Genomic DNA, 23,926 nt, shown 5'->3' with positions numbered 1-23,926 from the left:
CTTTCATCCAGCCGCGACCGGAGCCCGGTTGGTGTTTACGCCATTTGGCGCAGGTTGAGCAATCGCCCGGCGCGCGGAGTTTTCATCTCGCGCAGCGGGGCGGGCGATTGCGGTGGCCAGGGTCCGCGCGTAGTCGGCCGGGGTCTCGTAACCTAAAGCAGAATGCGGGCGTTCGGTGTTGTAGTCGGTGGCCCACGCCGAGATCACGATGCGGGCATGGGCCAGGTTTCGGAACATGGTCTCGTTGAGCAGCTCGTCGCGCATTCGCCCGTTGAAACTCTCCACGAAACCGTTCTGCATTGGCCTTCCCGGCGCAATGTAGTGCCAATCGACCTTGGTCTCGGAACACCATCGCAGGATCGCGTTACTGGTCAGTTCGGTCCCGTTGTCGCTGACAATCATGCCGGGCTTTCCGCGGCGCTCGATCAGGGCCGTCAGTTCACGCGCGACACGGCGCCCCGAGATCGAGGTGTCCGGGATGGCGGCCAAACATTCACGCGTGACGTCGTCGACCACGTTGAGAACCCGGAAGCGCTGGCCGCCCGCGAACTGGTCAGGGACGAAATCCAGCGACCAGCGTGCATTGGGCCGCGCCTCGACGAGAATCGGGGCTCGCGTCCCGATAGCCTTGCGCCGGGCCTTCCGTTTGCGCACCGTCAGCCCCTCTTCGCGGTAGAGCCGATAGATACGATTGATCCCCGAGGGCTCGCCCTCGCGGCGCAGCAGCACGAACAGGCGCCGGTAGCCGAACCGCCGGCGCTCGTTGGCCAGGTCCCGCAACCGACCGCGCAGAACCGTGTCCGACGCACGCTGAGATCGATAACGGATCATCGTGCGATCCGCACCGATGATATGGCAGGCCCGCCGCTCCGACAGGCCATGCTCGGCCTGAAGATATGCGACGGCTTCTCGCTTCACGGCGGGCCCTACCACTTTTTTGAGACCAGATCCTTCATAGCAGCCAGATCCAGCATCTGTTCGGCCAGCAGCTTCTTGAGCCTGGCGTTCTCATCCTCGAGCGCCTTCAGCCGCTTCGCCTACGACACCGTCATACCGCCAAACTTGGCTTTCCAATTGTAGAAGGTGCCTTCCGACATGCCATGCTTGCGGCACAGGTCCGCGCACTTTGCGCCTGCCTCATGCTCGGCCAGGATGCCGATGATCTGCTCGTCCGTGAATCTCGTTCGCTTCATTGTCCGTCCTCAGGTTGGGTCGGACTCTAATCGACGGTGGAGGAAAAATCCCGTGGCAGGTCACACGTTGCGGAAACAACCTTCAGGAACTCATTCCTGAGCCTATCGCTAATTTGCAGACTAAACGACATGCTTGCGGTCGCTCTGTAGTGTCAAGCAGCGTGCTCTCTAAATGTCGGCAGTGACGATTCTGGGTAGCGCGCCCAAAAACGCTTCAACGGCGGATTCCCGCATCTGGCATCGATCACAGACACCTCGGCAGCCTCCAGCCGTACTTTGATTTACCCATTCTCCTGACCGATGAGAGATGTCCGAGTGCAGCCCAAAAGCGACCAACACGAAACGTGGACGGCCCAAGAATCTATCTGACGAGTTTTGCATGAGCTGTTGTCCATACGATTTTTTCAAGGGCCTCACTCTTGGCGCGGAGGTTCAGGTATGTGTGCCAACGCATCCACTTAGGTTTTGGTGGAAACCGGCCAACCATCCCGTTCTTAGTTTGACCGAGCCTTCTGCGCACACGGATAGCTTTGGTTATTTGGCGGTGCGCGGGGGTGAGAAGTTCAACTTGATAGCGACCGTCAATGCACTTGCGGCAGGCGTGCGGATACAGGATGGCGCAGCGGCGATCACAGCTGGGGCAAATGAACCAATAGCGCACACCGCCGAAATGACACGGTGTCGTTGTGATCCGCACCCATTGCGAAATAATCCACTTCCGCGCCGGCAAATCTCTGCCCAAGAGGCGGACATCAACCTGCTCTTGCCACTCACAAATCATTAGGCAAACCTTTCTGCTCGGCTTCGGTCAGCTCCGCAATGCGGGCGGCAATTGGGGGCCAGGTGGCAAGGTCATTTGCGGCGCGGTCCACATCGTACTTACCGGTTTTCAGACGATATTTGGCTACAAACGCTGCAGGCAGTTCCTTAACATGGCGGATGACCCGCAGATCAAAGCCAATGTGGTCGAGGTAGGACAAAAGATCGCCTTCTTCATCGTGATCCGCAAAATCTATTAAGAAACTGAGGATTACGTCTTTTTGCTCTCGAGGTGTTAAATCCGAGATTTGCTTTGGCACTTCAGAAGTCCTTCTATTGTCAGAGATTTAAAAAGCTATGCCTGCTAGATTACGGATGCGCAGCTGTGCTTCGAAGATCCAGAACCGCATTCGATACCGTCATCACGTTTGCAAATCGGAGACATCGGATACGGTGTGCCTCGGCCACAGCCATCTGTATTTCGTCGGCCACTCCTTCAACGACTCGCTGATTGTGAGTGCCAAATTGCCTTTCCACCTTACGGCCAAGGTGTGCCGCCCCACTACCACCCACCGCCCCCATAGGGGGTGGTGGTGGTGTGGCACCTTTCTCAACTCGCGCTTGCCTCATTTTGCCCCACCATGTTTGTAGGGTGGTGTGGCAGATCGTTCGGCGGCCCAATCGCCCACCTTAAGGCATGGTCTCTTCATGCGTTTTTTGTCATCGCACATAACCTTCACGAGCGCCCCAGTTTGGATCCAAGTTTCAATGATTTTCTTTATCCGCTTGCGGTCAGTTATAGCATGCAGACCCAGCACGTCCGCCACAATCACGCCTACCCAGTCGCCGCCAGCTTGGTGAGAGTAGCGCGGCAGTTTTCCATCGATTGCGTTCTGAACTGACAATAAGTCCTTCACCGTGAGACCGTCGAAGGTGTCGGGCCATTTCCATGCCTCAGCCACGCCGACGTCGTCGCCATTAGCAAGGTGGACAGATGCCATATGCCGCCATTGCCGCAGCCCAGCGGGTGCCAAGTTGGCCTTGTCGCGGGTAACTGCAAAGTAGGTGGACAGGTCATCCACAGGGATGCCTGCAGATTCGCGTTCGTAGCTTGTCATGCGGTTGAGGACACGACCGGACCTTGCAACTGACAAAAGTGCCGATGCCCCCCTAGCGGCCTCGGTCGTTGCCTCTTCGCCGTTCGTCTTGCGAGTGTGGTGGATAAGTTCGATTGCGCAGTTGCATTCGTCCGCCAGTTTGGCCCACTTTTTCGCCACAAGGTCGATTGCGCCGTTGTCGTTTTCGCTGACTCGGTGCGACGATACGAAAGGATCGACCACCAGCACGTCAATCTTGCGACCCCGGATTTGCCGCGCCAGATCTTCAAAGACTGGTTCGATGATCTGTGCGCCGTTCCGGGTTTGGATCGCCGTGCAAAGCGGCCTATCGCGACCGCTATCGATGTGCAGACGTGTGCCCAGTTCGCTCCCTAAGATGCCGTGAAGCTGCATCGCCGCGGCGATCCGGCGCTCGAGTTCGTCAAGCGGATCTTCGAGGTTAAACAGCCAGACCGACTTAGGTCCGTCGTGGACGTTATCGCCCAGCAGGTCTCGGCCTGTGACCATAGCCAACCCCTCGACAATCGAAAGGGACGACTTGCCAAGCCCGCCGGGTGCGACCGTGACAGACGCTTGTCTCCGCAGCAGGTGACTGCCGTAAATCCACGGTCGCGGCGGGATCAGCGCCGGATCGCGCCAAACGTAGTTGGTCGGTAGTAGCAAAGGGTCTGAATTTGGAGCGCGCAGAAATGCAGATTGAAACGCGCTGTCCAGTTGTGCCATCCGCTTGAAGCTATCCCTACCTTGCTGTGTGTTATTGAAGTCCGAAGGGTCACGCTGCGGGACTTTCGATTTAACCATTGCCAGAGGCTTATTATCGCTGACACGAACGTCGTTGAATCCTGAGGTCACGCCGCGGCCCCCCTTTGGATGAAGTTGAGGAACGCAGCCTGACGGTCAGGCGCCATGCGCCGGAACGTGGCGAAGCAATAAGCCTCAAGCTCCAAGGTGGTCGCCATATCGGCCCAAAAAGAGGCCTCCTCCATCTTGCTCACCATCGGCATGGCAGGCATTCCCGCGCTGTCGGTGAAGAGGTCCGCGACGAACGCCGCGTTGCTGCCGTCCATTGCTCGTAATGCGACGCAGGCCAACGCCCCGCGTTCACGTTCATTCAGCCGCGCCCGCAGGATGACCGGCAATGCATGCCAACCGTCGGCGTGTTCGAGGGTCAGCGCATAGCATATCGACTTGGCGACGGTCTGGTGCGCCGGGCGGGCGTGTGCAAAAATGCCTGACACGCCACAGGACCCTAGACAATTACGAGCTTCTAGCGAACTTTTCTGGCATTTTTTCAGGTGGGAAACACAGGTTGCCCCTGCTTGCTGATTGAGGCAGTTCATTGAGTGGAGGTTAGCCGCTTTCGAGTCGTTAGACGCCGTTCCCTTTGCCGAAAGGGCGACGCCTTTTATGCGTTCAGCCATGATCAGGTTGCCGACACTTGCTGATCGAGCCAGACAATCATATCTGCCTCGCGCCAGTAGTTCCGTCTTCCAATTTTGATTGGCTTTGGAAAGTTCATGTCTGGATCTTGCAGCCAGCGCCAGATTGTCATGTTGGAAACGCCGCCGCAAAGCTCTCGAACTGCGAACGACGATATTAACTTTCGTTGCATTTTTAGACCTCTCGTTATTAAACGTTAGGCCTCTTTCTAATGAAGTTAAAACCTCAAAGTCGTCCCATGGTGGCACAGTTATTCTGGAGGATCTAGGGACCAGTCGCCTCGCTCACGCGCCCAGGCTCGAAAGGTCGATCTAGGATCAGTAGTCTCCCCTATTGCTGCAAAAACGTCAGCCAAAAACTCTCCGAATTTAGATGCGGGATTCAAGTCTTTTGACGGCGCTTCTTTATCCGTCGCAAGGCACCACATGAAACGCGCCGCATCAACAAGCGAAATACCCCGCTCATTAATTTTCGACGCAGAGACCCTTTCTAACGGTGACTCTTCAATGAAAGAAATTGTTCTTTTAATTCCAGTTCTAATTGAATTAGCTCGCTCCTCCAGAAGATAAAGCAGTCTCATGTCGTGCGTGAAGTCACCCCCTGCATTTGAGAGAGAATCTTCATCGCCATCACGAACGGTCTCAATGTGACGGTGCTTTAATATTTCTTCTTCATAGATTATTCCTAGCTCTGACAAGAGCTGTTTAAAAGCAAGACTTGTCATTGCATCATCATCAAGTACCTTTTGAATATCTCTAACCGCTCGATCTAGAGTCACGAGAGCATTTATATCCTTCGATCGGCTATAAACCTCGTAGCCGAACATGAACGCGTGAGAGTGGATTCGACTGGCCCACCAACCAGCTTCGGCACCTTCGGCTTGGGTGTGCTTTGAAATAACTTGCACAAGCGGGTCATCCTTCACACCATGCCTATCCCAGCGCCGAACAAACTCGTCGTAGTTCATCCTCGCACCTTTTGAATGACCAAGCTATCTTCAGCGCTACCGACGAGAGCCAATACAAATTGGCTCCAAGCATCGAGCGCATTTCGCTTCTCGTTGGCGTAGTCGTGCCTCTGATAGACAGCCACGATCCCCCCGCCAGTGCCGCTTGCGTGGTTCAGCACCGCCTCCGTAACCCGGACAGGGATGCCTAGACGGGCCATTCCAGTGGCAGCCGTTCGCCGGAGGTCGTGAAATGTCCAGTGCGGGATCTCCGTCGGCTCTCCGGCATCTTCACGCGCTATGGCCCTCATGCCATCGGCCAAACGGTTGCGGCCCTTGTGAAACCCACTCAGTGGCGTTTCTCCGTTTGTGGTATGATAAAGCCCTGCTTGCCCTTCAATCTGCACCATGCTCGACAGGACATCCATTGCTGCCTTCGAAAGCGGGACGTCATGCGCACGGCCGTTTTTTGTTCGTAAAGCCCCAAGATGCAGGGTGGCATCATAGATCTCGGAATCTGTCATTCCGGCGATCTCGGAGAGACGCTGACCTGTCAGCAGGAGCAGTTTTCCCAGCGGTCCCCAAGGCTGACCTGCATTCTCGCAGGCTTCCCAAAACCAGCGGATCTCGGTGTCGCTTAGGACACGGTCGCGGCTGATCTCTTTGGCAACCGGCTTCACGCCCGTCGCCGGACTACCAGCAAGAATGTCCCGTTCAACGCACCAAGCGAAAAACGTATTTAGATAGGCTCGGACCCTATTGGCGGTAACAATCCGCCCAGAGTCTGCGATGCCGTCCAATAGGTCGATCACGTCGCGGCGCTGGATCTCGTGAATGTCACGGTCGCCCCAGACAGCAAGGACATGACGATCCAACTCGCGCCGCACCGTTCGACCGCTCTTTAGACCAATCAAGTGGCGCTGGTCATATTGGTCGACCAGCGTTTTCACCTTGTCGCGCTCCGACAGCTGGGCGTCTAGGCGCGCTGCCTTGGTGGCCTTCTTGTCCGCAGACGGATCTCGGCCGTGATCTACCTTATCGATCGCCTCCGATGCCGCAGCCCGCGCGTCTGCCACCCCCAAGAGGGGCCACTTACCCAAGGTTAGCTTTGCCGACTTACCAGCCCATCTATAGCGCAGCGCCCAGCTCTTCGCCCCGCTCGGCTGAATCACAAGATAGAGCCCTGAAAGTGCAGGGTCTGCGATCTCCAGCCGGCGGGTTGGATCGGATTTCATAGCCTCCACGGCCTTGGATGTCAGAGCTCTTGCCATGATCAATTTGTCTCCCGGGGTAACACAGGGGTAACGGATGAGCCCGTTAGAAACTGTTACCCCGCGTTATGGAGCGTTAGCAAGAAGTGAGTTTTTAGCTTTAAAATTTAGGCCATAATGACCGATGATAGTTTTACAAAGTTAGGGACTGTTTGGGACTGAATTTTGACTGTTAATCAATTGGTCGTAGGTTCGATCCCTACCGTCGGAGCCAATTCCCCTTCAAGGTGTTGAAAAGGTTCAACTTCGGAGTTTAGCTCCGATGGTTTTGACCGACATCTCCGCCGATGTTGCACACAGGTTGCACACGGCTGACACTTCGGTTGCACAGGTCCGGTCCGGGTGCCCTCATCAGGAGGGCGACATGCACCAACCCAGATACCTTTTCCGCCAAGGACGCCACTTCCATTTCAGGCGCCGGATCCCGGGGTTATCCACATCTATCCGCTCGGTGCAGGTGGCACTGGGGACGACAGATGAAAAAACGGCGCATACTTGGTCCAGAACACTGACGACAGAGTTCGACGCCATGCTGAACGCCTTCACCTTTTTGATCGACCCGCTGCCGGAAGCGCTGATCGCGACTTACATCCAGACGCGTATGCAGGTGATCATCGACGACCTGCGCCGCGAGTTGCGGATGGAACGGATGTCCGGGCGCAGGACCTCGCCCCATGCAACCCATCGCGTGCAGCGTGCGGTCCTGCGGGCACTGGTCGAAGACGGCATCGCGCCCGCGCTTGAACCGGCGCGGATTGATCCGTCGTGGACCGCGGACGAAGTGCAGGGGGCCGTCACCCTCTACGCGAACGATGTCCGGGGATTGCGCGACCAGGATCAGCGCCAGCGCGTGATCCGCGATTTCGAAACCGTCACCGGCGTCAAGGTTGCCTCGCGCGAACACGAATACCAGATCATTGAGGCCCACCTTCAGGCACGGCTCGCGGCCCTGGACGCCGAGCAGAATTGTCGGGACCTGCGCGCGCAGGTCTATGCCGATCTTGCGAAGACGCTCATCAGCCAAGCAGAAACACCGCCTCTGGTCCCAGTCCGTGAGGTCATGTCCGAAACCGTGACCCAGTCACTGGCCGCACCCGCCCCGTCGCTGGTCGCGGTGCTGCCGCAGCAGGTTCCGACGAAAGCGATCGAGGCTGCCCGCGCGATCCAGATCACTGCCGACAAGCGCAAGATCAGCTTCACGCCCGGCGTCGACGAAATCCGCGAACCGTTGACGATCGACGCTTTGCGCGCGCAGCAGGCACAAGCGGAAGCGGTGGCACGGCACCACGAAAAGGTCATCGATGGTCCGGACATCGCCGGGATCTTCTGGCGGATGGCGACAACAGACGGATTGAGCAAGGAAACGATCGCGCAGCGCGCCGCAAGCCTCCGTCTGTTCTGCCTGATCACCAGCCTTCAGCGGGTCGATGACATTCGTCAACATCATCTCTCCGCATTCCGGGATGCCCTTGCGACCTTCCCGATCCACTTCATGAGGTCTCCGCAGGACGGCTCGAGGACAATCGAAGACATCATGCAAAAGGCACGATTCATGCCCGACTCCGAAAAGGGGCCCCACGTCTCCACACGCCAGCGCCATATCAAGTCGGTCGAGCTTCTGCTGGAGCGGGCGGCTTCGGAAGGCCACGATCTGGATCCCGCCCTGAACACCAAGAAAATCAAACCGAAAGCCAAGGGAAAGAGCGCAAAGCACAAGCAGAGGCCCGTGTTCACTGCGGAGGAGCTGAAAACGGTCTTTGCGCATCACCTGTGGCAAGGTGCCCAGAGCGAAGGGAGTCGACATGAGCCGGGATCGGTAATTGTCCGGGATTCGCGCTATTGGATCCCTCTCATCTTGGCCTATACCGGAGCACGCCGGGCAGAAATCGCAGGCCTCAAGATCAGCGACCTCAAGCATATCGACGGTCATCCCTGTATCGTGATTCAGGCAAACGAGTACCGTTCCATCAAGGGTGAGGAACCGGGGGAAACTGACGCGCGATTCCAAAAGACCCGCATCGTGCCGCTTCATCCCCACCTCATCGAACTTGGACTGTGCAGACACGTTTCCGAGATGGCGGATCGCGGAGAAAAACTGATGTTCCCGGATGTTGTCCCGGTCCCCCGAAAGAAATCTCGCAGGGCAGCGGCTACCGACCCCGCCTTGATGGTCGACAAATTCGGCGCGTCCATCGACTACATGTGGCGCACATCGCTGGAAGCCGCCTTGGATGGCAATCCCAGAAACCTGTGCATGCATTCCATGCGTCATTACGTGAACGATTTTTTCTTGTTTTCGTCGGATGTTCTTGGAGCCGTACGCTTCGATCTAGTTGGACATGTGAAATCCGAAAATGAAGATACGAACACCTCCGTCTACCGTGGCGAAGCCCCGATCCACCTGAAGCTGGCGGCCATCAACAAGCTCCCGCGGCTGTTCTGATCACACGAGCGTCGGGTCGTCGTTCTGCGTGACGGCATCCGGGATCAGGTCAATCGTGCAGCCGGCATCTCGGACAAGGCGATCAAGGAGGTCGCGCCATGGGCCAAGCGGGATGTCGTCACCGGTGATAATGACTGTCTCTGCCATGTCGAGGATCGCGCGTTCTCCGCTTTTCCCCATGAGCATAATTGCGGAGCCATCCGCGACGAAACGGTGCCGCAGGTGCAGGCTGCCGCGCCGGGCGAGCCGATAGATCAGCGTGACCCACCCTCCACGGGATCGCCGCTCCCCATCAGGAAGGCCATGTCTGCCTGGAGGTCGTCCAGCTGCGACCGCAGGCCGGACATTTCCGCCGTTTGTGCCATGAACGCTGCGGTCTGTTCCGTCAGCCGATCTTCGACTTCGACCAGCAGCCCGATCAACCTGACCGCGAACTCGGTCGTAATGTCCGCCTGATCGGGGTCGAGGAGCTGCAACAGCGGGTGCAACCGCCGCACGTCCTCGCGCGTCTTGTCGAGCATCGCGTGCGTGCGGCCGTGGCCCGTATTCAGGTCTGTCATGCGAGGGTCCTTTCAAGGTGTGCGTCAGTTCAGGGAGGTTGCGGATCGCCTCGGCGACACGGCGCAGGAATACCGTCAGCGCCACCGCTCGAATGCGCGCGGCCAGTGCAAGACGATTCAAAATCAGCACAGACGAGTATGCGCTGCCCGCGAGCCTCGGGTTGATAGTCTTGCCGGTCAGGACGTTGCGCGGAATCAGCATTCCCGGGCTGTTCTCGGACAAGGTCAGCGACCAAGGGGAGCCTCGTGCCCGAAGGACGTCGTTGAGCGCAGAGAGGCTGGCAGGTCGGGCCTTGGACATGACCGCGTTCAGGTCGCCCGCGAACCATGCCGCCTGTCCGGATTTCCGCCGCGCTCGAACTGTGATGGGAGGTGCCAGAACCATCTCCGGGTCGGGACGCCACGAAGGGTCGGGCAAGCCGAGCAGTTGGCACACGTCGCGCTCGATGCGATCCGTTTCGCGGACCGACGTCGCGATCTCGAGATGCCGACCAGTGAACGTCTGAAGCGCGGCGACGATGTGGATGTGATCACAGTGTGTGGCCTCCCTGCCAAACATGATCCACGGAACGATCTCGGACGGCAGTCCGCTGGCGATCAGAACCCGCCGTGCGACGGCGAGCCAGACGTCGTCGGTCAGGGTGCGACCGACGGGCATCGACAGCGTCATGTGGACAAGCCCCGCGCCCTGAGGGGCTTCGAACGGCCGGAGCATGTCGCAGGCCTGCCGCAACGTGTGGACCGGCATCGACCCGGAGAGGATCTGGCCGTCCTTCGACAGGTAAGAGAGGATCGGGAAAGCCTGGGATGGAAAAGTCGTGTAGCGTCTCATCCGGCGTTCCTGGCGATGATGGCGCTCAGTGCAGCCCTTGCGCGGCGACCGATGTCCGCGATGTCGCGCGGCTTCACGAGATGCAGACGGCCCGCGGCCGCGCGGTCGATCTGATGCAGCGCGTAGCTGATGCGGGACAGTTCTGCGACGATGGCCTCATCCCCGCCGCCGTAGGTCAAAGCCGCATGCGTCATGAATTTCGCGCGCGTGGCGAACCCGTTCAACTTCGCCATGTCGTCGATCCGGGCGGCGACCTCAGGGGCTTGGCGGATCGTGTAGGAGATGGTTTTCGCGGGCATGGCCGATCCTCGTTTCGATAACCCAGCTTACCAAGGCGGGTGGAATTGACCGAGGGCGGAGATTTCACGCCAACCGAAACCGAGGCTCATTCAAAACAAAAACAATGGTTTATCGTCGCTGAAGCGAAGCTACGAAATTCGAACGGCAGCGATCATCGTTCAAAGCGGCGACCTTGAGAAAAACAATTTCACGGACGAAAGGATAAATGACGTCACGCCTTAGGTTCTCAAGATCAGGCTGACAGACCGCGATGGTTGAGCGATGACGCAAAGCACGAGCATCCGGGCAAGAAGGAGTTTCCTGCCTCGCCGTTCGGTTTGTCGATCAATCGACGTCCGACTTGCCCTTAGGAGGAACGCTCGGTTTCGAAACCCTGATCCTTGAGGCGATGGAGCACATTCATGGCGTGCCTAGCTTGAAAATCTTCGGGGATCTTTCGCGGCATCGAGGCGCATATCTGCAGGATCTGAAGATCCTTGGGAGTCAGTTTCCGTTCGGTCTTTCCCCAGTCCATCATTCTGGTCCAGAACTCGGCCCCGAGGGTGACCACCTCGGACTGTGCATTGATCCCTTCCGTCAACGCCTTCTTGGCCTTCGCGTCCCGTACTGCGGTTCGCATCGACTCGACCTGCGTCAGGCAGCTGCCGAAGTCGTCATCATACGCGAGCTGCCTGCCCTTCAGACCAGACCAGCATGCTTGCTGCTTTGCCCATTCCGACATGTTCCGAACACCGGACGGGGGGTGCGTGATGACATCGTTTGCTTCCGCTGCGGCGACGAGCAACGCACGTGACAGGGCGTCCGAGACGGCTTGGCGCCGCCAGATGGCGTCGACGTCCAGCACCTGCTTGTCGCTGGTTGCGTCGTGGAACACCTTTGCCATGGCGTAGGTCACGATGTTCGCGCGATAGCCGCCTTCGTACCAAGGCTGTTTCGGCACATCTGCCTCCAGCTTACGAAAGACGATCGCCTTCGCGATCAACCGGCGATACCAGAGCTCATCATACCGGGCATCGCTCCTCGCCCATACTTCGCCGATCTCTTTGGCAAATTCAGCGAAATTCTTCTGTGCGCCACGGGACACCAGAAACGGCTGCCCGGTGGCCGAATACTCGAACTTCGCGAGGTCCGTCTTGCTGAAAAGCTGCCCCTTGGGGTACTCGAGATCAAACTTCTTCTGCTGGGCTGGCGTCAGGCGCCCGCGAGCATTGATGTACTGACCGCGGGACCGCTCGTAGAACCATTTGCTGTCATGGCGCTCGCCCTCGCGGGCGGCGAAGATCACGCTGCGCGAGAACTGCTCGATCCGGATGTGAAACGGGTGGTTCGAAAAGAAATCCGCCGCGTTCACCTTGTTCTGGGTATTCGCGAACTCGGATATCTTCGGCACGATCTCTTCGGACCGGTCGGGCGGCACTACCGTCAGCTTCATCTGGACAAAGACCTGCCGAAGCTGATCGCGGGCGTTCTTCAGTCCGCTGTGGATCGACCCGGTCGTCTGGGCCCCGTTGACGACCTGCAGATTGCTGATGGAGGAGATCGCAAGCCCCTCATGGGTGCGGACGCAGGTCACGTCGTCTGCCGTCGCGGATAGCCCGTTGTTGTAGGGAAAGAACAGCTCGGGCTCATCCTTGATCGTCTTCTGGATGCCCTTGTTGGTCTTGGCACGCGCCTGGAGGAAGGTTCTCACGTTTGCCTCGAGGAGCCTTGCGCCCCACCTGTCGAAGATGGAGGCCAGTTGTTCGCCGGGCACGACCAGAAGGTAACTTTCGAGCGCTGCTCCGGTCTGCGATGCCTTCAAGGCCGGCAACGGGCCGCCGAAATCCTGTTCGAAATCGATCAGGATGTCCTCTCGCGCCTGACCGGACCGATCGAACCGTTCGAAGCGCGCCAGGTCCCATACCGACCACGTGATCGGGACATCCCCCATGCTGCCGAGGGGTACTGCATCGCCCCTGCCGACATACTGCCGGTTCGAAACGAGGATCAACTTGACCTTCGTCACATGCGACCATGTAGCGATGACAAGGTCGGAAACCTGGAAAGCAGGGTTTTCTTCGTTCAGTGCGTCTCGAAACTCTTCGCTTCTTGCCTTTTTCAAAAATCTGATGAGCGGATTGAGAATGGGCGTGACATCGGTCTTGCCGAAGGTCTGCACGGCATCGCTGTCGGAAAAGTCGCAGATGATCAGCCCAAGGACGCCCTCGCTGTCCCTCGGATCTCCCGCATATCCATCGATACGCAGTTTCTGGGCGCCCTCACCGAACTGATAGTGCGCTGGATCCGCGGTCTCCAGTTCTCCTGCTTCCGTCAGGCGGTCCGTCATCAGGTTGAAAAATGCTTCGAGGGGGAAAATCCCGCCGGCGTCGGCTTCGCGACGGATGTCGGCCATCAGGTTCTGATGATATTCCTGCAGCTCGTTCATGCCAGCCCACCTTCGATCAAACAGTCCCGCACGTCATCCCACGCCTTAAGAAAAGGCGCGCATGCCGACAGACCCAGCGCGTAGGTCACGCCCGACACGCCGAGCGGAACCGGCGCGGCTATGCGGGGGAAGTCCTCCGTCACCGCGAAAAACTCGGGTGCCGACACGATCCAGCGCCAGGCGTCGTAGTCATGCAACGCATCGTAACCCACGTCCGCGAGGTGCAGGTCCCAGTCCATCACGGCTGCAGGTTCGCTGCGCTCCAGCAGTTCCGTGACCGCATCGACATGTTCGGTGAGGGTCCGGCCATGAGGCGGCTGCACCTTGTCGACCGCCAGAACCGCCAGCCAGATCCGGCGATCAGGCACCTCGGCCAGCTGATGTTCGCTCGTGATCTTGATGAATGGCTGGGACGCGCCGCGGCGAGCCTTTACCTCGATGCAATCCGCCTTGAGTTCGAAGTCCTTTGGCGCGCCGGACGGTCCCATCCAGGCCGAAAGAGCGGCCTTCGGCCCAAGCTCGGTGATCAACAGCTTCAGAACTTCTATTTCGCCGATCAGGCCCTTCTGGGCCTCCTCGGACAGCACTTCCGGCTTGCCGCCGCGCATGAGGTAATGCCACCGGAAAGTGCGCCCTATGGCGCGCTCCAAGGCCTCGGCCTCGGTCTCGGCCAGCTCGCCCGCCGTCATCACGTCGCGACAGAGCGTCTCGAAAAGCTCCATCTGGGCGTTGTCCTTCAGCCGGATGTAGAGGATCGGACCGCCGGGAAGGGTCTGGAAACGGATCTCAAGGTTCTTGAGCTTGGGGAGGTCCGGGACAGGGTGCGGCAGATCACTGAGCTGCAGCACCAGCGCCGCATCCGCCCGTGGCATCACGGCCCAGAACCAGTTCCAGCGTGCCGCAGCATCGACCCGCCGCGTATCGACCTTTCCCGCCTCGAGGCCGGACCAGGGAGTGTCATTCGGGATCACCAGACGCCTCCTCCTCGATCTCCTCCTCGCCGAACATCTCTCTCATCCGGATGGTGTTCACGACATATTCCACCGTGCCGCCCTGAATGTCCGAAGACGGGAAGCAGACGCTCCAAGCCAACACCAGCCCCGGCGATTTGGCTCGGAGCTCTTCCGGGATCACAGGGTCCACGAAACGAAGGATCATCAACGGGCGACGGCCGCGAATCTCGCAGAAGATGCGTGGCGGAAGCGTCTTGGGAATGTCCTTGCCGTCTCGCGTACGCTCATCGCGAAACGCTGCGATGGCAGTGTCGATCTGTTCCTGTGTCAAGCCTACTCTCTCGTCTCCCGGTGACCCGACGCGCCGGCTCGTTCCACTGATCGCCAGGATTCCGTCGCGAAGCTCCGGCTCGCCAACTGATCGGCCAAAAGCGCGCATTTCGAGCCCGGACAAATTGGCGCGCTCCGCTTCATCCTTCTGAGCGCTGGCGAAAAGGACATCCCATGTGCTCAGTTCTGTTTCAGCACGAGCATCGATGTAGTCAGCCATCAACCTTGGATCCGTAAGGGGATCGGAGCTGTCTGCGCGGAATACACGGAGAAAATCTCGGATCAGGTCGACAGACACACCGCTGAAAAGGGTTCCACGTGAAGGATGCTGTTCTTTCACACCTGCGGCCTTGATTGCTGAGGAAAGCGCTCTCGCCGCATCGAGGTTGCGCTGGAGCTGGTCACGATCATTTCGAATGCGTGTCGTTTCGACCAGCTTCCCCGCCAAGCCGACTTTCACCGGGAATTCCTTCCCCGTCCCCATCTTGTTGCGCGCGGTCACGATCAGGGCTTCGGGGTGGCTGCGCACCGCAAGACCGAATTGTGCCGGCGTCGCCTTGGCAAGCTCCATCCGCTTCAGCTGTGTCTGCAGGTCGTCCATCGCTTCGTGGATATGGGCGTACCAGCCGACACCATCGGCGGGCATCCAGACGCGGCACAGGTCCTCGTAGCCGGGGCGGTAGCCGAACCAGCGGCCCATCTGCATCAGCGTGTCGTACATCATGGAGTTGCGCAGGAAATAGCTGACCGTCAGCCCTTCGAGGGTCAGCCCCCGCGAAAGCGAAAATCCCCCGACCGCAATCACCGTGATTCCGTGTTCCCCGGCATTATCATAGTCCAGCGCCTGCGAGCGCTTCGAGGCGTTGACCTCGATCACGCGGGCAGCGACCAGCACCTCGTGCAATCGGGCCTGCACGGCCGGCCAGTCGGCACCCTCCGCGTCGGCAAACTCTCTCTCCCAGGTCGCATGCAGCGCCGCGATCTCGGGGTTTCGCAACGCGGCCTTGCCCTTTGCAGCGTCGACGGCCACGGCGTCGCGGATACGGGCGACAACATCGGCGACACGCGATCGCAGGCGCCCCTGTACGTCCGTGAACCGAGACGCATTGACCAGCATCGACGCGTGATCTGCCTGCTGTCCACGCGCATTCCGGATCCCGCGGGCGACGATGAAGGCGCGCACTGCCTCCACCAGACTACCGGGCAGCACATCGACCGGATGGTCGATCTTGTGCTTCATCGGCAGGACATCCTCGTTGTCGTTGATCAGCCGGATGTGCTGGTCCCGTGCGTCGAGGAAGATCTTCTGCGCCCCGAAGTAGTTCGACGGGGCGTCCAGTCCGATGATGAAATCCCGCGGGAACAGGTCCTGCTTCAGCGCCTCGTCATCCGTGTCGGGATCGATGAAGATGTTGGCAAAGGGCGTCGCGGTATAGCCGACATAGCAACTGCGATGGAACAGCGACAGCAGCTCCCGGATCTGGCCGTTGATCCGCGTCACCTCGTCCCGCTGGTAGGCCGTGTTGATGGAGGCATTGTCGGCCTCGTCATCGATCAGGAGCATCGGCTGGCTGACCATCTGCGTGCTCTGGTGGACGGAATGTTCTTTCAGCCATTCCAGGAGGTTCTTCAACGTGCTGGAGTTCTTCTTGATCACCAGCACCACCGGCACGTTGATCTGGCCCAGCTGCGCGGTGAAGGTCGTTGCGGTCGCCTTGTTGAAATCCCGCAGGGTGTTCGTGAGTGATACCGGAAATTCGCGCTGATCGAACTGGCCGACTCCGATGATCTTCTGTCGCTGGGCCTTGTTGGCATGGGCCAGTCGCCCGGTATCCCGACCGATGAAACCTTCGTCGATCCGCGCCTGTGTCTGGTTGCGCAGGTTGTTGTGGATTCCCGCGATCACCACGATCAGACGATAGCCGGCATCCGCCGCCTTGCAGATGAGACCCGTATAGTTCGCGGTCTTGCCGCTCTGGACATGTCCCACGACCATGCCCCGGCGGCTCCAGGGACTGAGGTTGTTCGGGTTGCCTAGCCGGTCCAGAACCCTGTCCGTGACCTCGTCCGTGCCGTCGATCACCGACTTTGGCAGCCCCTTCAGCCCCAGAAGCCGGCGATACCGTCCCCAGTAGAAATCCCCGACCTCGCCGTTGATCCGCGCATCATTCAGCCAAGGTTTGAAATCCTCGGCATCAACGATTGCTCCGAGACCCATGCTGATGCCGTATTTCTCCTCGATCAGCCGTGCCAGATCCTCGGCATCAGCGTCCTCGATCTTGCCGGCGAACATCGGGGTTTCGCGCAGCTGAGCTATGATGTCCCGAATGGACTGCGCAGTATGAGGCCCCGCCTGGGACGCCATGAACATTGACGTCATGCCTTCCAGGCTGCTGAGAAGCGGGGTCATTGCTGTTCCTTTTCGTCGAGTGTCGTTGCAATGATCCGCTGCGTGTCATCCCAAGCCGACCGAAAGGGATCGACGTCCTTCATCAATGACATGATTTCCTTCATGTCCTTTCGAGCACCCAAAAGCACGGAAAGGGTCGCCTGAACGGCTTGCGCCAAGGTGTCCTCATCCACCCGGTCAGGAACGATATCTTCGGCAGTTCCAGCCATGTCGGCATGCAGCGTTTCGATGGGCAGGGACGCCCCCACCAAGGCGATGCAGTTGAAAAAGCCGCGGCGCAGGTCTGGCGCCAGACTTTCTGCAAAATCTGCGAAAGCAGGATGCTCGACATTTGGCCTGTATCGAATCTGTCCTTCGGACTGGATGCGATGCCACATCGGGAGACGCTCGTGATCAACCAGCTTCTGACCACGCTTGCGGTAGGTTCGTTTGGATCCGTCCTGGATCCGTTCGATGACTTTCTTCAGGCGGTCCCTCACGATGGGAGGCAACTGCGCCGAGGATTTCTTGACGTCGATCTTCCAATCGGCGTCCATGCTGTTGGGAATGTCGATCCTGACCCGTGACAGTTTCGTCAGTTCCGACTGACGGCAAAGGCCGAACCATGTACCATGCAAGATGAGCCGCCTGCCGCGATAAAGATAGAAGCCTTGCGATTTCAGGTGCCCTTCCGGCCCGGCGATATCTTCCCAGTCCACCTTACCCATCTGCTTGTGGTGTGGAAGAGTGAAACTCTGGATTTCCACATCTCCCCGGATCAGTGAAAGTCGTTCTTCCGGGTCGGCGATGGTTGCCGGATTCTTCCGGGCGAATGGATCGAGAGGGGGCAATCTCCTACCGTTCAGCGAAATCGACACGGGCTTGGCGTCTTCCATGAAGCGATGAAAGACAAGGCGCAGATGCCGTTCCGTTTCGGCAATACGCTGATTGATAACCTCGGCCCGTTTTGTCGCGTTGTGGACGAAACCCCCGGAAAGGCGATCAATCTTCTCCCACAGGACGAGTGTTCCGATTTCACCCAGTTTGTCGGCCTCCGGAATTTGGGATATGTCATCCGGCAACTGGACGGCCCACTCGTTATGCTCTGCGACATCATCCAGATCCCAGACCGCTGCAGAGGTATTGCCATCCCTCCGCGACACGACGGTCAGCCGACGGCATTGCGAAAAGCTCGCACTTTTCATTCCGAGACCGAAACGGCCAAGGTCGGGTTCATCTCGTGACGCGAGTGGATTACGGCTGCCGGGTCGCATGGCCGCGATCAACTCTTCTTCCGTCATCCCCGAACCATCATCAAGGATGGCTATGTGTGGTTCTTCTGCAAATGTCTCGGTCACGATCCGGATGCGCCGCGCTCCGGCAGTTATCGAATTGTCGATGACGTCCGAGATTGCGGTCTCGAGGGAATATCCGATATCCCTCAGGCCCTCTATCAGCGAAGCAGCGTGCGGGGTTGCATCGGCACGACGAGACGAAACAACTTTTTGCATGCAATCCTTCGTCCGCTCGGGTCTCCAGACAACTCTGGCGGGAGGAACGCGAGACTGCAAGGCCTTTACTGGTCAAGTTTGCTGCCATTCGTAAGGGCGGCATGGACAAGCGATGCAATCTGGCGAGCGAGAAACGGAGGGACTGCATTTCCGACCTGCACGTACTGCTGTGTGCGGTTTCCGAGAAACAGATAGTCGTCGGGAAAGGTTTGCAGCCTTGCAGCTTCACGCACCGTCAGGCTGCGGCATTGGATGGCGTCAGGATGAATGAAGTAGTGACCATCCTTCGAGATGTGGCTGGTCACGGTCGTCGAGGCCTCGCCGGACAGCTGGACCCGAAACCTGTCGTTGAACTTCCCGCTGTCCCAATTCTTGTGATCCGGACTGATGAGATGCGGGAAGTCTGCGGCCTTCGGGCTGTAGCCATGCAAGCCTCCAAAGATGGATGCGAAGAGGTAGCGACCAAGGTCCGGCACCATGTGACCCCGTGCCTCGTGCTGCGCCAGCCCACGCAGAGCCGGCCTTTCCAGCCATTGCAGCAAAGCGTCGTTGGCCGTGCCGTAACCTTCGGGCAATCGTGACGCCGACCGGACCCTTGGTCCGCCGGACTTCATCCGGTCCACGACGTGTTTGAACGCGTTCCGCATCCGTGCGTTCTCCTTGCCCGCATGCAGATCAGCCAATGATCGGGCTGCATCGGCGACAGCTGTCCGCCAGGCATCCGGATCGTCCTGCCCCCTGCTGATCCCGCTGCGCAGCATCGGCATGTTCCCGATCACGTCATCGACCGTCCGCGGCATATCCGACACCGGGATTTCGGCACCACCAGCGCGCCGGGCGAGATCGGAGCGTATCCCGATGATGATGACACGGTGACGGCGTTGAGGCACGCCGAAGCGCTCGGCGCGCACGATGAAATCGGATGGTTGCCCTGCCTCATGCAGGCTTGCCTTGCCGTCTTCGACACGAATCGCGCGGAGTTCGTACTCGCGCCCCTCACCCGTGCCCAGCGACGCAAGATCCTCCATCAGCATCTCGAAAACCAGGCGGCTTTCGATGGTAGAGGACAACATGCCCTTGACGTTCTCCATGACGAAGGCCGCGGGACGCAGACGGTCGAGAACGCTAATATATTCCCGGAAAAGATAGTGCCGTTCATCGTCCTCCGGCACATAGCCGACCTTCCCCCTGGACCGGGCGCGACCGACCAGCGAATAGGCCTGACATGGCGGACCACCGATCAGGATCGTATCGTCGTAGTCTTGCCGGAGCGCCGCAATCGCTGCATCAACGGCACTCGCGGCCGGCTCCGTCCCGAGCTCGAGGCACTGCGCCTCCGCCTCGGCAAGCGCCCAAGCATCGGCATCAACCTCATGCCAAGCCGGCTCTTTGGCGAGCCCCGCATGAAAATCCACGAAAGCTTGCGGCAGCGCCCCGTGTCGCGCCTGAAATTCACGGACAAAGGCGCGCAGCCTGAGCGTCCGGTGCGCCGAGGCTTCCTTTTCGATGGAGATGCCTATGTGAAATGGCAAGTGGTCACCGATCTTCAGGCAGGAAAAACCCTCACCCAAGCCGCCAGGACCGGCAAACAGATCGACAATGCCGAATTTGGCTGGCAAAACAGAAACCTCTCTTCGACAAACTGCTCCCCCTTATACCAAGCCAGCGAGGCGATGCCAGGAGACAGATGGCCGATATTGTCGACACAGAAACCCGATCCCGGATGATGTCCGGAATACGCGGCAAGAACACCCGACCGGAGGTCACGCTGCGCAAAGGTCTTCATGCACGCGGTTTCCGTTACCGGCTTCATCCCAAGACCATGATCGGGCGACCGGACCTCGTTCTGCCGAAGTACAGGGTCGCGGTCTTCGTGCATGGATGTTTCTGGCACCGACACCAAGGCTGTCGCTTCACATCCACACCAGCCACGCGCACCGAATTCTGGATGGCCAAATTCGCCACCAATATCCGGCGCGATCAGACGGTTGTAAAAAAACTTTCGGAAAGTGGATGGCGGATTGCCACAGTCTGGGAATGCGCAATCAAAAAGAAAACCAGAGCCGGGCGCTCCATCGATCTACTGTCGGACTGGATTATCAGCGGCGGAGCGTATTTCCAGATAGGCGAAGAGGATTTAGATCTCCGAACGGCTTGCGAAGAATTGTGAAATCGCAAATGCTATCGATGCAGCACTGAAACTGCACTGAAATTGGCGGGAGGGTCACCCGAGTGGTATGGTCGGACCACTTTTACGCGGCCCGCACATCGATGACGTCGGCGCAGTCGATGGCGCCGAGCCCGACCCCGCACGGCTCGCAAAAGCCAGGTTACGCGGTGTGCTTCCCGAACCTGATCGGCATCAGAATGGCGAAATTCTGTCAACGGGTCCCTGCAATGTAAGGCCCGCACCAACGCCGATCGGCATCAGAATTGACCAGCTGCTGCCTGGTCTCAGAACCTTTTCCCGCTTATCGGGTGGCCGTTCCATGGCGCCGCGCAGACCTGCATCGATTGCGATGCTCCATGTTTATCGACCCAGAGGCATACGCAGGGTCCGTCGGCATCCGTACTTCGCCCCCTCCTCCAACGCAATGCCTTTCAACCCCTATTCCAAAGTCATGATTGGAGACCCGGCATTCTGAACTTTCTCAGCAGTCACGCACAGGTTTTGTTCGCCTGAATTTTCCAGCAACAAGTCCAATCAGAATTTTTGCACCGAGGCTGCGAAATCCGGAATGGATGGACCAGCATGTCGCGGACGGCCCTTTGCCGACCTTGGGGACGAGTGACCACGCTGCGGCGCAGCTTCACCGAAGCGGTCGTTCGTGCGTAGCGCAGCATTTTTCGATGGCCGACGTCGGGTGAGCGGGACTTTTGAGACATTCACTTCACCCAGTCGGTTGACCGCTTTTGGGAAACTTGCGGCTAGGTCGGCTCAGAAAAAGCGCAATTATGAGACCTAGTAAGGCAAAGAAACTTGCATAGTAGATCGAATATGGCTCCCAAGCCCAACCGACCATTGCAATGAACAGAAAGCCTACAACTCCTCCCAAGCGCAGCAGGATCAACAGTACTGACGACAGGTTCCACGGCTTTAGATGGCCCTTGTTGAGATAAACTTGCCAAGCCAGAGGGGTGTAGAGCAACGCGGTCAAAGTCCAGAAAATCAAAGAAAGGGCTGCCACGATTGGAAATGAAAGGACCTTATCACCCTCAAACCGGATAATCTCCAAAAAGGTCGCGGGACGCTGCGCAAACCCAAAATTTTGCCCCATGTCTTCTGGATATGCGGTGCGCAAAGGTTTGCCCTGTTCTTCGATTACTGGTCCCAAGGCCCAACTTGTTGGGTCAAATTGATATACAATAGCTGCGACACTGTCATAAACGCTGCAATGACGGCTGCCTTTGTGCTCGCAAAAAATGTGAAGTTTCAATGCCAAAGGGGAAACAGCCCGAACTCTAAACTCGCTATCTACGACGACTGCTCTTACCGGATCACCTGCGATGATGCCATCACCGTGCAAGAGCTTCAATGAAAAGGCTTCACCATCTTGCACCTCAAGTTTTTCCACCTGTGTGTAGTAGGGGGCATGGGCAAGCGCCTGACCGGTATTCAAATGAAATACTGAAATCAGAATTAGCCTAAATCTAAGTTTCATCGTCTCTCAAAAATTTGCGTTCATAAAGTGTGGAATGGTCACTGACAGTAGTCTGCTCGACTGTCTTGGTGAAGTCAAAGCGGACATCAGCAACAGCCGCAGCATTTGTCAATCTGGGCTCGAAGCAGACATGCGGCAGCGCGGCGCGCCAGTCGGTAGACGGCAGCTGCGATATCGTCGCTTCCGGCCCATAGCTGCCGTCGGAGAGAGGCGGCGGTGCCGCATTCCAGCACACCAAACCTGACCCTCGACTGCCAAGAGGGTCAACATGGTAGTTGCGAGTGTAGTGCCATGTATGGTTGACTCAAACAGCAGCCTTTCCAAGTGTGGTGTTATTGCTATGATCAAGATGAAAGATCTAAATTCTGGTTTTTCTTATAGATCCGCCTGGACTGGATACGCCAAAGGTCGAGGCATTGATATCGAAAATGCCCCCATTTTACACAGCGCGCGCATTGATAGTAATCAAATCTATGACGATCCGTTTAAAGGGCCACGACATAAGTTCTCGAAGAAATACGAGCAGTTTATTACGGCCTTGAAGGCCAGTGAGTATGCAATCATCCGACATGGCGGGAAAGACGAAAATCAAGCACTTTTTGGATCAGGCAAATTGATTGCCATCTACGGGGTCAGTTCTTACGAAATTGACGAAAATGGCGGCGTTAAGATCCAGCTAGGAGATCGCCTAGCATTCTAGATTGCAATTCTGTGATTGTAGCGCTTGTGTTCGAAAATTTTCCGATATGCCTTCAAACGCAGAGTTAAATGGCTCGGTCGTTCACGGCCCAGACCTGCCATTGGCTTCATGGTCGAATGCTGCAGTGCAGCTTCACGATATCGGCCATTCATCCCTCGCGCAGCATTTTCGAAGGTGAAGGCCGGCGGAGCGGACAAAGGAAGCATCTGCTCGAGTTATCGCCATCTCATCATGCAGTTTCTCGAGGAGCTGGACTGCGTGTGAGAGATCACGTCCTTTATCAGCGCCTTATCTCGCCATCGTTTGCATGATGACCTCTGCGGCCTCCTTCGGGCGGTCCCATTGCGGAAAGTGGCCGCACCGCTCGAACCAATGCAACCGCGCGGTGGGGAAGGCCGCTTGCGCACGCTCCGCCTGACGTGGCAGCAGTAGACGGTCCTGACGTCCCCAGCCAATCGTCACGCGGCCCGGAGGCGTGGCGGTCCCCTCCTGCAACGGGCCACGCGCCAGTTCGCGCAGCATCGCGTCGAAAACGTCGGTCTCGGCTATAGCCGTCAGCTCGTTCTGGACCAGCATCGGATCGAGGGCGCCGGGCCTCGCCGACAGTTGCGCGAGCAAAACGGCCCGCGCGGCGCGGCTGTGCGAGAGCGCCGGAATGCGCCGCCGCAGGAGGCGCACCAGCCGGACCGAGGCGGCAAGCGTGGAGCGGAACCACGCCGTCTCCCAGCCACGCCAGAAACCGCCCGGATCAAAAGCGACCGTGTGGCCGCCGATGCCGCGACGCGCCAGTTCCAGCACCAGGCGCGCGCCGACAGAGCTGCCGACGGTATCGACGCCGGCGAGCCCGTTCCGGTCGATGAAGTGCTCAAGCGCGTCCGCATAGGCGGCAATCGTCTGGCGCCCCGGAAGCGCCGGAGATGCCCCGTGCCCAGGCAGATCGACCAATACGACCTCGCGTCCGCGAGCAAGCATCGGCAGGCTGCTGTCCCAGGACCGGACGCTTCCACCCAGCCCGTGAACCAGGAGCAAGGGTGGTCCTGCACCGTGACGTTCGTAATTCAGTTTCATGTTAAGGAACGCTCGGCAGCGGAACT

General features: G+C 58.5%; 17 protein-coding genes, 1 tRNA gene and 1 pseudogene. 4 read left to right on the top strand and 15 right to left on the bottom strand.

Annotated elements, in window-relative coordinates; genetic code table 11:
- Positions 1-3: 3 nt before the first annotated feature.
- The 6 genes and pseudogenes from LGQ03_RS13445 to LGQ03_RS13415 form a co-directional block, all read right to left on the bottom strand.
- A pseudogene (locus LGQ03_RS13445) lies at positions 4-1,193 on the bottom strand (IS3 family transposase).
- A gap of 770 nt (positions 1,194-1,963) precedes the next feature.
- A complete protein-coding gene (locus tag LGQ03_RS13440; protein WP_143056780.1) occupies positions 1,964-2,272 on the bottom strand; it encodes a hypothetical protein in 309 nt (102 codons plus the stop codon).
- A 306-nt stretch (positions 2,273-2,578) separates the two neighbouring features.
- Positions 2,579-3,922 (bottom strand): AAA family ATPase, encoded by a 1,344-nt coding sequence (locus tag LGQ03_RS13435; protein WP_226748817.1) that lies wholly within the window; start codon positions 3,920-3,922, stop codon positions 2,579-2,581.
- Complete coding sequence (locus LGQ03_RS13430) at positions 3,919-4,491, bottom strand: hypothetical protein (protein ID WP_090158661.1); 573 nt, start codon at positions 4,489-4,491, stop codon at positions 3,919-3,921. The genes LGQ03_RS13435 and LGQ03_RS13430 overlap by 4 nt, the downstream gene beginning before the upstream one ends.
- A gap of 269 nt (positions 4,492-4,760) precedes the next feature.
- Positions 4,761-5,477 carry a hypothetical protein gene (locus tag LGQ03_RS13420; RefSeq protein WP_226748816.1) on the bottom strand — a complete coding sequence of 239 codons (717 nt, stop codon included), beginning with the start codon at positions 5,475-5,477 and terminating at the stop codon, positions 4,761-4,763.
- Positions 5,474-6,727 (bottom strand): tyrosine-type recombinase/integrase, encoded by a 1,254-nt coding sequence (locus tag LGQ03_RS13415; protein WP_090158658.1) that lies wholly within the window; start codon positions 6,725-6,727, stop codon positions 5,474-5,476. Before LGQ03_RS13415 ends, LGQ03_RS13420 begins: the two co-directional genes overlap by 4 nt.
- Before the next feature lie 120 nt (positions 6,728-6,847).
- Between LGQ03_RS13415 and LGQ03_RS13410 the strand changes: the two genes are divergently transcribed.
- Positions 6,848-6,941 (top strand) — tRNA-Asn (locus tag LGQ03_RS13410).
- Between the two features lie 150 nt (positions 6,942-7,091).
- Positions 7,092-9,170, top strand: a complete 2,079-nt coding sequence (locus LGQ03_RS13405) for a site-specific integrase (protein ID WP_226748815.1) — start codon at positions 7,092-7,094, stop codon at positions 9,168-9,170.
- On the opposite strand, the gene LGQ03_RS13400 is transcribed toward LGQ03_RS13405, so the two are convergent.
- The 7 genes from LGQ03_RS13400 to LGQ03_RS13370 form a co-directional block, all read right to left on the bottom strand.
- The gene (locus tag LGQ03_RS13400; protein ID WP_226748814.1) at positions 9,171-10,562 is read right to left on the bottom strand and encodes a hypothetical protein; all 1,392 of its coding nucleotides are present in this window, start codon (positions 10,560-10,562) and stop codon (positions 9,171-9,173) included.
- The gene (locus LGQ03_RS13395; RefSeq protein ID WP_226748813.1) at positions 10,559-10,861 is read right to left on the bottom strand and encodes a hypothetical protein; all 303 of its coding nucleotides are present in this window, start codon (positions 10,859-10,861) and stop codon (positions 10,559-10,561) included. The genes LGQ03_RS13400 and LGQ03_RS13395 overlap by 4 nt, the downstream gene beginning before the upstream one ends.
- A 347-nt stretch (positions 10,862-11,208) precedes the next feature.
- A complete protein-coding gene (locus LGQ03_RS13390; protein ID WP_226748812.1) occupies positions 11,209-13,287 on the bottom strand; it encodes an AIPR family protein in 2,079 nt (692 codons plus the stop codon).
- Complete coding sequence (locus LGQ03_RS13385) at positions 13,284-14,258, bottom strand: PD-(D/E)XK motif protein (RefSeq protein ID WP_226748811.1); 975 nt, start codon at positions 14,256-14,258, stop codon at positions 13,284-13,286. Before LGQ03_RS13385 ends, LGQ03_RS13390 begins: the two co-directional genes overlap by 4 nt.
- Complete coding sequence (locus LGQ03_RS13380; protein ID WP_226748810.1) at positions 14,245-16,980, bottom strand: Z1 domain-containing protein; 2,736 nt, start codon at positions 16,978-16,980, stop codon at positions 14,245-14,247. The genes LGQ03_RS13385 and LGQ03_RS13380 overlap by 14 nt, the downstream gene beginning before the upstream one ends.
- Complete coding sequence (locus tag LGQ03_RS13375; protein ID WP_226748809.1) at positions 16,977-18,470, bottom strand: ATP-binding protein; 1,494 nt, start codon at positions 18,468-18,470, stop codon at positions 16,977-16,979. The genes LGQ03_RS13380 and LGQ03_RS13375 overlap by 4 nt, the downstream gene beginning before the upstream one ends.
- Positions 18,471-18,535: 65 nt before the next feature.
- Positions 18,536-20,089: a DNA cytosine methyltransferase gene (locus tag LGQ03_RS13370; protein WP_226748808.1), complete on the bottom strand. Its 1,554-nt coding sequence runs from the start codon at positions 20,087-20,089 to the stop codon at positions 18,536-18,538.
- A 68-nt stretch (positions 20,090-20,157) separates the two neighbouring features.
- Between LGQ03_RS13370 and LGQ03_RS13365 the strand changes: the two genes are divergently transcribed.
- Positions 20,158-20,640: a very short patch repair endonuclease gene (locus LGQ03_RS13365; protein WP_226748807.1), complete on the top strand. Its 483-nt coding sequence runs from the start codon at positions 20,158-20,160 to the stop codon at positions 20,638-20,640.
- Positions 20,641-21,361: 721 nt separating this feature from the next.
- Here the strand turns inward: LGQ03_RS13365 and LGQ03_RS13360 are convergent.
- On the bottom strand, positions 21,362-22,132 hold the full coding sequence (locus LGQ03_RS13360; protein WP_226748806.1) for a hypothetical protein: 771 nt from the start codon (positions 22,130-22,132) through the stop codon (positions 21,362-21,364).
- A 268-nt stretch (positions 22,133-22,400) separates the two neighbouring features.
- Between LGQ03_RS13360 and LGQ03_RS13355 the strand changes: the two genes are divergently transcribed.
- Positions 22,401-22,832 (top strand): hypothetical protein, encoded by a 432-nt coding sequence (locus tag LGQ03_RS13355; protein WP_226748805.1) that lies wholly within the window; start codon positions 22,401-22,403, stop codon positions 22,830-22,832.
- 288 nt (positions 22,833-23,120) lie between these two features.
- On the opposite strand, the gene LGQ03_RS13350 is transcribed toward LGQ03_RS13355, so the two are convergent.
- Positions 23,121-23,900 (bottom strand): alpha/beta fold hydrolase, encoded by a 780-nt coding sequence (locus tag LGQ03_RS13350; protein ID WP_226748804.1) that lies wholly within the window; start codon positions 23,898-23,900, stop codon positions 23,121-23,123.
- Positions 23,901-23,926 lie beyond the last annotated feature (26 nt).

The sequence above is a fragment of the Loktanella gaetbuli genome (assembly GCF_020531945.1).
GTDB classification, from domain to species: domain Bacteria; phylum Pseudomonadota; class Alphaproteobacteria; order Rhodobacterales; family Rhodobacteraceae; genus Loktanella; species Loktanella gaetbuli.
This window is presented reverse-complemented; position numbering and strand designations above follow the sequence as displayed.